Below are 12,079 nucleotides of genomic sequence, written 5' to 3' on the forward strand. Positions count from 1 at the left end.
AACGCCTGTCAAGGAGACCGCTTGACAGGCTTACGTTAGAGGGTTGGGCCCGGAGGCAAAGGATAGGGATAAGAAGGAAAGATCCGCGTTTTCGATCTTGCACAGGGAAACAATTTTCCCCTACGTGCGAAATAAGTTTACGGGTAGTTCCTTTTGACGAATAGGTTACCTTGTGGTTTCAACCCACGGATAGCAGTGTGCCGACCGTCGCTCACATTTTGCCTCCGTGCCGAGCTCCTTTAGCGCACGTAAATTTTAAAAATGAAAATCCAGGTCTCACCTATGTGCTCAAAATGTGGAGCTTGACATTTACGTTCATAGCAGATCGAACAAAAACCTTATTCGACCTGCTGTAGGTAGAAACGGGCGATTTCGCCCTGGATAAGCACGAAAATCAGTCTTATTTTGGCGTTTTACTGATTTTCTTCAGGGATAAGATCGAATTTCGAGCTTATTCAAGCAGTTCCTCCATAGGAAGGCCGCTTGACAGCTAGCCTCCGCGAGAGCAACTGCTGAACCCCCTCCTAAAAGCAGGCAATATCGAAGTTTCGGAAGTGCCGCCGCAATTTTCCTGCGAAGCTTGCGAAGGAGAGAGGTACCCGGAGGGGGGCATGGATATGAATTCGGGCCATAGGCTTTGCATCCAACGTATGGGTTTGCACGATTAAGGACTTAGGCGAGGTTTTTCTTATCCGCCTGTGAAACCTTTTGTACTTTGCCGTCGTCCATAAATGACAAGGCCGTTTATCACGAGAGACAACCGGCGACAATAAATTTGGATCGAAAGAAGGGTGTGGCCGTGTTGAGACATAAGCTTTTTGTCATATGTTCGATGGTGCTAATTGCCGTTATGCTGTCAGGCTGCTTTGGCGCTACCGGAGGTGGAGCGCCTGCGCTGCCGAATGAATCGGCGGGACAGGCCGATCCCGGAGGAGTAGCCAGCAATCCGGGCGCGGGCAGCCCGTCCGGCGAAGAGGGCGGGTCAGACGCCGCCAATCAACCCGGCGAAGGCGGGTCAGACGCCGCCAATCAACCCGGCGAAGAGGGCGGGACGGACGCCGCTGATCCGCCCGGCAAAGGCGCGTCAGGAGGCGCGGAGGCGCCCGGCGAAGGTGCTGCAACCGGCCCTGAGGCGCCCGGAAGCAAGCCGGACCCGGTCATGGAGCAGCTGCGGAAGCTGACGCTCGACGAGAAGATCGGGCAGCTGGTGCTGGTCGGGATGGACGGGACCGAGCCGAACGAGCAGACGAAGGAACTGATCCAAACGTACCATGTCGGCGGGTTTATTTTTTTTAAGCCGAATATTCAAAATGCGCAGCAGGCGGTCGAGCTGTTTAACGCCCTGAAGACGTTGAATGCCGCTCATCATTCGGTGCCGCTGTTTATGAGCGTCGATGAGGAGGGCGGCCGTGTCAGCCGATTGCCGAACTCGCTTGTCAAGCTTCCTGCCGGGGCGGAGATCGGCAAGGCGAACGACCCGGATTTTGCGCGGGAGCTCGGCGAGACGCTCGGAGAGGAACTGAAGGCGTTCGGGCTCAACGTCGATTTTGCGCCGGTGCTGGATGTGAACAGCAACCCGGACAATCCCGTCATCGGGGACCGATCGTTCGGCAGCGATGCGGGTGCCGTCAGCCGGCTTGGCGTGCCGCTGATGAAGGGGCTGCAGACCGGCGGTGTCATTTCCGTCGTCAAGCATTTTCCCGGTCATGGGGATACGTCGGTCGATTCCCATCTGGGGCTGCCGGTCGTTAACCACGATCTGAACCGGCTGCGGAAGATAGAGCTCGTACCGTTCGCCGATGCGGTGCGGGAAGGTACCGATATGGTCATGGTGGCGCACATTTTGCTGCCCAAGCTGGATCCCGACCATCCGGCGTCGTTCTCCAAAAGGGCAATCACCGATCTGCTGCGCGGAGAGCTCGGTTATGACGGCGTCGTCATTACCGACGACATGACGATGGGAGCGGTCGTCAACCACTACGACATCGGCCAAGCGTCGGTGGAGGCGATCAAGGCGGGCGGCAGCATCGTGCTGGTCGGACACGAATACGACAAGCAGACGAAGGTGCTTCAGGCCTTGAAAGCGGCCGCAGCGAGCGGCGAGCTCTCGCAGGAGGAAATCGACGATCGCGTATACGGAATTTTAGCGCTCAAGCGAAAATACAAGCTGACGGATGAAGAAGCTTCGAAAGTGGACGTAGAGCGGCTCAACCGGTCGATGAACGAGGTGTTGGAGCGTTATATGCCGCAGCAGGCCGCCGGATAAGGCGGTCTGTTTGCCCTGCGCGCCGGGCGTCGGCGCCATCTCTGCGGTGTAAATTCGGATCGGCGTCGGCCGGCGGAGGGGCTCGCAACTTCCTATCCCCAATGTGCGTCTAATGGATATTGCTTGCATACTGGGAAGAGAGAAGGAATAACGATGCATCATAGGAAACGATCGCAACGAGTAGGCCGGACCGGCCGCATCCGCCGCGGTTGGCTAAGCAGGTTGTGCACTGCGGCGTTCGCTGCCGCGCTTGCGGCCAGTTTGCTGCCGGTGCAGCAGGCGAAAGCTGCAGGCTCGCTAGCGATGCAGTTTGCGGGAGCGGCAGGTTCGCTGCCGGAACAGCCATCAGGAACCGCAGGCTCGCTGCCGGTACAGCCGGCGGGAGCGGCAAGCCCGTCCGGGGCACACCGTATCGGCGACGATGTCGGGGACGTGCTGGCAACGGATATCCGGGCCTATGTCCGCAACACTCCGATTCGCTCGATGAATATTGACGGATATACGGCTATCGTCGTCGAGGATTTGCGCGATTACGGCTTTGACGTCGCCTGGACGCCCGCCGAGCGCAAGGTGGCGATCTATAACCGTCCGTCTAAAAAGGTGCAGGCGCCCGCCGTTGAAGAAGCATCATCGCTTCCGGTAGGAACGAAGCTGAGCGACGTGCTCCATACCGATATCAAGACGTACTACGAGGGCCGCGAGATTCCGTCGTACAATTTGGACGGACGAACGGCCATCCGGCTGAACGATCTGGACCGGATGGGGCTTGTCGAATGGAACGAGGAAGCGAAAACGATCTCCTTCACGCCGGCGGCCGACGAATCGCCCGAATCCCCTCCGATGGAGCAGGCGCCGCTCGTAGTGCGCGAGACGAATACGGTGGAGATTAGCGGCATCGCGATCGGAGCCCAGTCTGTAGAGTACGAGGGCCGGAAGATCGGGACGGTCGTGAACGGCGTCCCGATGATCTCGCTCGCTTTTATGGGAGAAGCTCTCGGCTATCGCCGCGACGGATTGGCCGCTGGCTGCGGCAAGGTATCGCTATGTTTGGACAATGGCACCTACGGCATGCTCACGTATGTGTCGAACGCGGCGGCTTATCCCGAACATCCGTTGGACGTGTTATTGTATTGGATGGGCGGGGAGAAGGGGAAATCATCCGTGAAAGCCGTGCCTGCGGGGGGCGGAGCTTCCGACGTGTATGTCAGCGAACGCGACCTGAAGTGGCTGTTCGGCTATCAATCGCAGTGGGACCCGCAGACGGGGCGGCTCGACATCCGGTATGTGGACTATCGCGTCGACGATTACGGTCTTCCGTCCGATGTTCGCAATTATTTTTATGCGGTGAAAGCAGTCGGTTATATGCGCGGCTCCGGCGATGTCCTGCCTTCCCTTATCGTTAGGGACTGGAAGGGAGGCCCCGGGGGCGCGGTGAGCTCGATGGCGCTTGTCGGCGAGCCCGGCACTTATGAATACGGCGGCAAGCCCGGATTGTCCAAATACGGGTTCGAGTCGGATCTCGAGCTTGATACGGGATCCTATGCCTACGACGTCGGATTGCAGGTCGGACTGCGCAAGCTGTACAGCTCGACGCTGGACATCCGGCTGACGCCGGAAACGGCCGAGCCGGTCATCGCTTATCCCGATATGACGAGTTTCGGGGAGATCAGCCGCATCCGTTTCGACCAGCCGGTTCAAGGCTATATTGCGACGAATGAGAAGCAGGTTGCTTTTGCCGGGACTGTGGAAAAACAGGTTGGCACAGGACTGACGGTTGTCGTGGAACGCGAGGTATACGGCGGCGGCTTTGAGACGCTGAAGCAGTTCAAGGTACCCTTTGCGGATGGACGCTTTTCGTTTGCCGTCGATACGCTGGACGATCCGCGTTATTTGACGAAGGTGACAGTCAAAGGCACGGTAACTAATCCGCGCTTGACGTATGACAAGGATGTCGCCCGGTTTTATTTGAAGCGGAGCGACAGCGGTCAGCGCAAGTAAAGGAGGTCTGCCGGAATGGTTCAACCGCCCTTCATCGGCATATACCTTGCCGCAGGCTTCAGCCGGCGCATGGGGACGAACAAGCTGGCGCTGCCGCTCGGCGATTCGACGCTGGGCAGCAGTGCGCTCGGGCAGGCGCTGCGCTCGCGGCTGCAGCATGTCGCGATCGTCACAAGGCCGGAGGACGGCATGGAATGGCTGGACGCTTCCTTTCATGACGAGGCTTGGGCCGGCAGGTGGTCGCGCGTTGTTTGCGAAAATGCTTTCGAAGGCCAATCCCGGTCGCTCATCAGCGGCCTGAAGGCTTGCGAGACCAGGCAGGCCGGTGCAGCCGTCGTGCTGCTGGCCGATCAGCCGTTCGTGACGAAGCGGGTGATCGACGAGCTGGTCGGCCGGTTTCTCGCTGCCCTGCAAGAGGGGCGTCCCTGCGCTTATGTGGCGGCAGCCTATCAAGGCGTGACGATGCCGCCTTTGCTGCTGGCGCGCGAGCTTTTTCCCGAGCTGATGCGTCTGGAAGGGGACCAGGGGGCGCGCGGATTCATCCGCAGCGGCAAAGCGGGGGAGGGGGACATCGTGGAATACGAGGAGCCGTCGTTGTTTTGCGATATCGATACGATGGAGGATTACCATTCTGCGCTTCGAATGGTATCTGAAGGTTAAGACAAACCATCCCGAACGCCGTCGCTGCTTAGGCGGGGGATGGTTTGATTTTTCCAGGCGCTTTGCTGGCAGGATCGGCGTTTCGCTATACGTCGATGCTTCATTGCATGACTGAGTTTCACAAAATGCCGGCATTTCCGCTGCATGACGATGGATCGCTTTAAGCGGACATTTCGCTACATGCTCAACGCTTGGTTCGCATTTTTCACATCGCCGGCCAAAAGCTGCTCCAAATGATAAGAAGGGTACAATCCGCGTTCAAGCATGAAATAAAATACTTTGCCGTGCAGGGCAATCGCCTCATTCAGATGCCTCTGGAACGTTTCCCTGAGCTGGGGCGTCGCGGTTTCCGTAATCGCAATCGCATAGTTGCGAACCGCCGTTTTGGCGAAGCCGAGCAAATGCCCGGCATAAAAGGCGGTCAAATCGCCTTCCGCACCTTTTCTCGTTGCCATAGGCGCTTGGGGATAAAACTGCAGCAAATCCTTTAAGTTGTGCTCCAGGCTTTGAATCGCTTCGGCGTACAGCGCTTTTAGCTGCGGGTCCCTCACATCGCCGATGTGCATTTTGAAAGCCATCAGATGATTAGCTTGAAATGCTGTCAATTCATGCATTTCCAGCGTTTCGTGCCACGCCAGATGAGCGGGATGCCCTTTCTTGGAAGACAATGCAGATACCTCCTTTTTATCGATGCCATACCATATGCTGTAAACGCCCAGAAGGGAATTTGTCTGACCCGGTTCCTGCACCGATTCGATCCTATCGCTGCAGTCGAGGCTGTCTGAAGAAAGCAGACTGCTGCTGCTGGGCCGTGCATCGTGCAGGACACATTCTGTTGAAAGATGCGGAGCGTCTTCAGGCCCGAATCGCGTCCGCATTGAATATTCGCGAAATAAAGCCCTGCGAAGGTGTTATGAAGCCGAAAATGGGCGCGCGGAGGGAAATAGCGCCGTGCGAAGGCGTTATTTCGCAAGCCGGCCCGATTGTAAGCGCTTGACATATGAATATTCGCGAAATAAGGCCCCGTGAAGGCGTTAAGAAGCCGAAATGGACGCGCGGAGGGAAATAGCGCCGTGCGAAGGCTTTATTCTCTCATGCGCTCGATTTTCCTTGGCTCACCTATCGCCATTTTGCGGTCGTCATGCTTCGGTAAAGAAGCGAGTGGCGGATTTGCGGTCGTCATACTATAGGTAAAGAAGCGAGCGGCCGATCTAGATGCAGTTTGTCTTCGGCTGTCTGCACGGGCAGCCGACGCTTGTCCGCCCCGGTCGCTCTTCACCGGATGGGGGCGAGTGCGCTAGGAAACGCTTCGCTCGCCCCAGCCGCCTTTTCGGAGATGGATGCCAGGTAGCGCCGCCCTGCTCGCACTTCAGCAATGGAAGGCGGGAACGGCGGTCGCCCCGTCACCCTGTGCACACCTACTGCCAGATATACTTCGGCGACAGCCCAGATCGCCCCCCCTCCCGAGCGGCCCTTCGAAAAACAGCAGGCGGCACCCAGCAGCGCCGATGTCCCCCGGCAGCGCCGATCGTCGGACTGCGCGCCATGGCCGCTTACTTCGCATACTGCTTGCGGAATTGGAGAGGGGAAAGCCCCTCTTTTTTGCGGAAGCAGCTGGAAAAGTAAGGCGTATGATGAAAGCCGACATGCTCCGCAATGCGGGCGATCGGCCATTCCGTCTTGATCAGCAGCAGCTTGGCTTGATCCAGGCGGTACTGATGAAGATATTCCATCGGCGTGCAGCGGTAAACCTCCTGCATGCAGCGGGTAATATAGTTCGGATGAAAATGCAGCGCCTCGGCCAGCTTGCGGTTGCTCAGATCGGATTGAAAGTGTCTTTTAATGTATGCCTCCGTTCTTTCCGCAAGACGCTGCGCCGGCGAATCCCGCTCCGCATCCTCCACCCACTTCAGCAAATCGGCGAACAACTGCTGCTCCTCCCAGAACGCAACGCTCCGCAGCACGGTCGACAGCTCCATCAGGCGGCGGATCAGATCGCAAGCCAGCTCCGGCGAGGGCAAAGACGCATACTTGGGCAGCACGATGCGATATGGAGCTGCGCGCCGTTCCCTGGCTTGAACCGGCAGCGAAGCAGGACGGGCTTCGACTTCCTCCCATTCGCCGGCGGCCTGAAAATGCAGCCAATAAAAACGGGTCGTTGCCTCGCAGGCCTGGACCGCATAATGAGAACCATCCGGCCGCAAAATGAGCGCTTGCCCCGGGGAAACCTCCCATTGCCGCCCGTTTTCCCCGATATACAGCTTGCCGCAATCGACGAGAATGAGATCGAAAAAGCCGATTTGCTTGCGGTCCGGATGCTGTTCGCCGGGCATATAAGTCGCTTGGCCGCATTCGACGTAATAGGGCAGCGGAGGAGAAAGAAAGGACAGGTGCGTGGAACCGGTACCGACGATACAAGACCCTCCTTTCGTGTGAGATCGTCATGATCGAATCCTGGACGAGTCGGCGATATCCGTGGCATGGAGCGGCGGGACAAAGGGTATTTTGACCGGCATCGGATCGGGATCGCCGGTCATCAGACAGTAATTGACCGGGCTTTTCCTTTATATTAAGCGATAGCCTTTGAAGACGAAAGGGGGAGATTGCCATCATCCTTGAAAATCCGGTTAGAGCAAAAAAAGAGAGTCATTTCGCGTAAAGTATGGTAAGATATTCCGAAAAATGAAGTGCCGCATCGTTTCCAATACCCGAGAAGGACGTGCTAGTGCGGCGAGGCGAGGGAGAGGGAGGAAACCCGATGGAAAGAAAAAACACATTCAACGAGGTGGCCAAAGAATACGACCGGTACAGGCCGGATTATCCGGATGAGCTGTTCGCCGATATTGCGGAATACGCGGGGTTGCGGCCAGACTCGGACCTTCTGGAGATTGGATGCGGAACAGGGCAGGCGACGAAAGGCTTTGTGCAGCGGGGGTTCGACCGGCTGACCTGCATCGAGCTCGGAGAACAGCTCGCTGCACTGACCAGGGAAAAATTCAAAGAAAGGCCGAACGTGCAAGTCATCCACTCCTCGTTCGAAGCCTGGTCGAGCGACAAACGCTTCGATGCCGCCGTCTCCGGAACGGCGTTTCATTTTATTGAGCCTCAAAGCTCAGGCTATCGCAAAGTGCACGAACTGCTGCGGGAAGGGGGGAGCATCGCCTTGTTCTGGACGGTGCATGTGGCGTCGGGCGATCCGGTGTTTCAACACATTCGGGACTGCTACAAGCGGCATGCGCCGCAATTGGACGATTCCCGCAAGCCGACGGTAGAGCAGGTGATCGAAGACAGGACCCGGCTGACATTGGCGGACGGCCTCTTTGAAGATCTGAGCGTCAGGCAGTATCGCTGGAATGACGCTTATTCCGCAGACGAATACGCGGCGCTGCTGAACACGAACTCCCGGCACCGCCTGCTCCTCGATGCGGCCAAAGCTTCGCTGCTGGGCGAGATTCGCCGGACGATCGAGGACCACGGAGGAAGTGTGATCAAGCCGCAGGCGGCCGTATTGTTTCTGGCCCGAAAAAAGCCGCTTGCAGCGAACAGATGAGGAGCGGATTCATCACTCGAATCAGGAGACGGGCCTTCATCGACCCGAATCGGGAGACGATCATCCGTCTTTCGACTCGCCGCGAAGCCGCTTGTTTTTCCGGTATTCCCCCGGCGGGATGCCGGTTATTTTTTTGAACATCCGAATGAACGACGTCACGTTGCGGTAGCCGATGCGCAGGCTGATCTCCTGCACGCTGAGGTCGGTATCCGCCAGCATTTCCTTCGCCTTGCGAATGCGCACGGCGTTCAGATGCTCGCTGAAGTTGGTGCCGGTTTTCTCCTTGATGTAGACCGACAGGTAGGCTGCGGACAGATTGAGTTTGTCGGCCAGCAGATCGAGCGAGAGATCGTCGGCGAATTTCGTCTCGATAATGTCCATGACGAGCGAGATCGTCGGGTCCTGCTTCTCTTTCTTAGACTGAATGACCGCCGCCGCGGCATCGAACAGCTCGGCGAAGAGCCGTTTGAACTCGCCGATCGTGAAGCATTCGCCCATGCGCTCGAGATAGTGCTGCCGCATCGATGCATCGCCGTCCGCCCCGGAAGGCCCCAATATTTTGGCCACCCGCGAGATGACGCCCCCGGCAAGCTCCCTAAGCTGCTGAATGCTCGCGCCTTTTTTGTCCATCTGATCGAGCGTCCGGTCCATGAACGAGATGCAGTAGCTGTGATTGCCGGCCTGCAAATTGGCGTACAGTTCCTGCTCCTGGGGCACCGTCAGCAGCAGGTCGGGGACGGTTCGCCGGCCGCGGATGATTTGGCTTCCGTCGATCGGCCTGGCCTGCCGCGCCATGTCCAGCACTTCACGATAAGCGGCGTTGAACTGGGCGGAGCCGTCATGAACGGAGCTGACGGCGATCGTGACCAGCAAATATTCCTTGTCGCGGTCCAATATCGCCTTCAGCATCTCCAGCGCGTCGTCCAGCGCCTCGCGAATTTCCTCGCTGCGAATCAGCGACAAAATCTGATTGTTCTCAATCTGGAAGGTGTGGGAAGACGGCATCCGTTCCGACATGACGACATTGATGTATTCCTGAATATAATAGGCCATCCGGTCGGTCTTCAGCTGCCTGTCGGCGACCGTCTGCGATTTGAAGTGCAGCTGGTACAGCACCAGAACGAACGGCTCGTCGATGCCGGCGATGTCCTTCCAATCGTTGATATCGGATGTAATCGCCTTCAATTTGTTGATGTAGCCAAAGCTTGTCAGCAGCGACCGCTTGCCGAGCAATTCGCGGTGAATCGTCTCCTTCTCCTTCATCAGCTCGCCGATATTGCGCTGGATCAGGTCGAATTCCTGAATCTTGCTCTGCACCTTCACCGGATCGCGCCGCAGCAGCGAGGTCAGCATCTCCTTCACCGGCCGGTTGATTTTGCGGCTGAAATAGAGGGAAGCGAGAACGCACATGACGATTGATACGGCAAAAAGCAACAACAGCAGCAGGCTGGCACTCCTCACCCGCGACGTAATATCCGCAGACGGAACGGCCGTAATGTAGGTGAGCCCGGCTGAGCCGTCTTTCTCGGCAAAATAATAATAATCCCCCGACAACACATACTCGCGGCCGTTCTCGAACGGGGGAATGTCCTCCGCGGACAAGGCGGCGGAAGAGCGGTAGATCATCGCGCCGGTCTCGTCCATAATCATGAACAGCCGGTTATCTCCCTCCGTTCCGTAGAAAGCTTCCTGCAGCCGGTGCCCGTCCATCAGCGCGATAATCTGATACCGGGACGACGGCATGCGGAACGAGAACGGAATCAGCTGCGCCGTCTCGGAATCATTCAAGCCGTTGATCGTGAACGTGCCTTCCGGATGCAGCACGTAGTTGCTTTTGCGGGTAAACTGCTCCTTCCAGTAATCGGCAGGATAGCTCGGGCTAATATAAAAGCGTGAAAACATCATCTCCGCATCGACCGTGCCTTCTTTATCCACGATCAAGGAGGCGGGCTCGAAATAGACGAGCAGGTTGTGCAAATAATACATCGGATTGAACGCCTCGGCGCGCACCGTCTTCAGCACCTCTTTGGCCTGCCACAAATCGATGCCGTCTCCCACTCTTGCCAGCTGCCGATTGAAAGCAACGATATGCTCGTCCCGATACATATCGAACAGCATCGTCCTGACCCGCTCGAAATGCGTGCGATACCGGTCCGCCGAATGTTGCAGCATCAGCCGGTTGTACCGGATGACCTCGTTTTGTACCCCTTTGTTAAACAAAAATATGCTAAGTACATTAAAGACGGAAAACAACAGGATGATGCTGAGAAAGCTGATGAAAATTTTAAATACGAGCGTTCGTCGATTAAACAAGGTCCATTTCAACGTCTGCATGCTCCTCTGTCTATATGGTCGTATTTCGATGGAAACCCTTCTTGTATTGTACATGAACCTTGCGCTTCGGCAATACTCGCTTTTTTTTAGAAAGTTATCATTTCTTTAAACCGGTCAATCTGGCGCAAGGGAACGAAAGAAGTGTAAATACCGCTCTGCAGCGGGCTTTGCTATACTCCGGTCAGGACAGACGCTATGGCGAACAACGCTCGCCTTCAGTCGTCGCCTTTGGTTGATGAAAATTTGTCGGCAGCTTACCGTCAAATTTTCAAGATAGACGAAAGCGGGGTGAAACGCAACATTGAAAAAACAAGCAACTATTCCGGCGGCGCAAGGGGGCGCCAAGACGATCCGCTCCCCCATCATAAGACAGATACGCAAAAACTGGGATTTGTACCTGCTGCTGCTGCCGGTCATCGCCTTTTTTATCATTTTCGAATACGTTCCGATGTATGGCGTACAGATCGCGTTCAAAAACTTCATCGCCACCAAAGGCATCTGGGGAAGCCCGTGGGTCGGGCTACAGCATTTCGAACGTTTTTTTGACAGCTATTACTTTTGGCGGCTCATCAAGAACACGCTCGGCATCGGCTTATATCAGTTATTTGTCGGTTTTCCGGTACCGATTCTGCTCGCGCTGATGATTAACGAGGTGCGCTCGCAAAAGTTCAGCCGGTTCGTGCAGACCGTCACTTACGCTCCGCACTTTTTATCGACCGTCGTGGTGGTCGGGATGATCTTCATTTTCCTGTCGCCGCAGACCGGCCTGGTCAATATGGTCATCACTTGGTTCCGCGGCGAGCCGGTCGAATTTTTGACGGATCCGATCTGGTTCAAGAGCATCTATGTGCTTTCCGGCGTCTGGCAGCAGATGGGGTGGAGCTCGATCATTTATTTGGCCGCGCTGACGTCCATCGACCCGCAGCTGCACGAGGCGGCCCGCGTCGACGGAGCCAGCCGCTGGCAGCGCATCTGGCACATCAATTTGCCGGGCATCATGCCGACGATCACCATCCTGCTCATTCTCAATATGGGCTCGCTGCTGAGCGTCGGATTCGAAAAGGTATACCTGATGCAGAACTCGCTCAATATGGCGGCTTCGGACGTCATTGCGACGCACGTGTACAACAAAGGGATCATTGACGGGCAGTACAGCTACTCGGCGGCCGTCGGCCTGTTCAACTCCGTCGTCAACTTCATTCTGCTGGTGATGGTCAACCGCATCGCCCGGAAAGTGAACGACACAAGCTTATGGTAGGAGGCGCTTGCAA

8 protein-coding genes are annotated in these 12,079 nt (G+C 56.7%); 5 read left to right on the forward strand and 3 right to left on the reverse strand.

The annotated features are described in order from the left end of the window. Positions 1-799: 799 nt before the first annotated feature. From nagZ to F591_RS0114125, 3 genes are all read left to right on the forward strand, one after another. Positions 800-2,266, forward strand: a complete 1,467-nt coding sequence (nagZ, locus tag F591_RS28140) for a beta-N-acetylhexosaminidase (protein ID WP_245581047.1) — start codon at positions 800-802, stop codon at positions 2,264-2,266. 153 nt (positions 2,267-2,419) lie between these two features. Beyond that, positions 2,420-4,264, forward strand: coding sequence for a hypothetical protein (locus F591_RS0114120; protein WP_026326614.1), 1,845 nt, complete (start codon positions 2,420-2,422; stop codon positions 4,262-4,264). Between the two features lie 15 nt (positions 4,265-4,279). Continuing rightward, positions 4,280-4,924: a nucleotidyltransferase family protein gene (locus F591_RS0114125; protein WP_019535267.1), complete on the forward strand. Its 645-nt coding sequence runs from the start codon at positions 4,280-4,282 to the stop codon at positions 4,922-4,924. A gap of 176 nt (positions 4,925-5,100) precedes the next feature. Here F591_RS0114125 and F591_RS0114135 read toward each other — a convergent pair whose 3' ends face one another. Together F591_RS0114135 and F591_RS0114140 are read right to left on the reverse strand one after the other, a co-directional pair. Further along, complete coding sequence (locus F591_RS0114135) at positions 5,101-5,538, reverse strand: spore coat protein (RefSeq protein ID WP_051109196.1); 438 nt, start codon at positions 5,536-5,538, stop codon at positions 5,101-5,103. 939 nt (positions 5,539-6,477) lie between these two features. Beyond that, positions 6,478-7,338 (reverse strand): helix-turn-helix transcriptional regulator, encoded by an 861-nt coding sequence (locus F591_RS0114140; RefSeq protein WP_040741748.1) that lies wholly within the window; start codon positions 7,336-7,338, stop codon positions 6,478-6,480. Between the two features lie 344 nt (positions 7,339-7,682). Here F591_RS0114140 and F591_RS32835 point away from each other — a divergent pair, with 344 nt between their 5' ends. Beyond that, complete coding sequence (locus tag F591_RS32835; protein ID WP_019535271.1) at positions 7,683-8,474, forward strand: class I SAM-dependent methyltransferase; 792 nt, start codon at positions 7,683-7,685, stop codon at positions 8,472-8,474. Between the two features lie 60 nt (positions 8,475-8,534). Here F591_RS32835 and F591_RS0114150 read toward each other — a convergent pair whose 3' ends face one another. Continuing rightward, entirely contained in the window at positions 8,535-10,808 is a 2,274-nt protein-coding gene (locus F591_RS0114150; protein ID WP_019535272.1) for a helix-turn-helix domain-containing protein, read from the reverse strand. 349 nt (positions 10,809-11,157) lie between these two features. On the opposite strand from F591_RS0114150, the gene F591_RS0114155 reads away from it, so the two are divergent. After that, positions 11,158-12,066: an ABC transporter permease gene (locus tag F591_RS0114155; RefSeq protein ID WP_425414359.1), complete on the forward strand. Its 909-nt coding sequence runs from the start codon at positions 11,158-11,160 to the stop codon at positions 12,064-12,066. Positions 12,067-12,079: the final 13 nt, after the last annotated feature.

This window comes from Paenibacillus ginsengihumi DSM 21568 (assembly GCF_000380965.1).
Taxonomy (GTDB): Bacteria; Bacillota; Bacilli; order Paenibacillales; family NBRC-103111; genus Paenibacillus_G; species Paenibacillus_G ginsengihumi.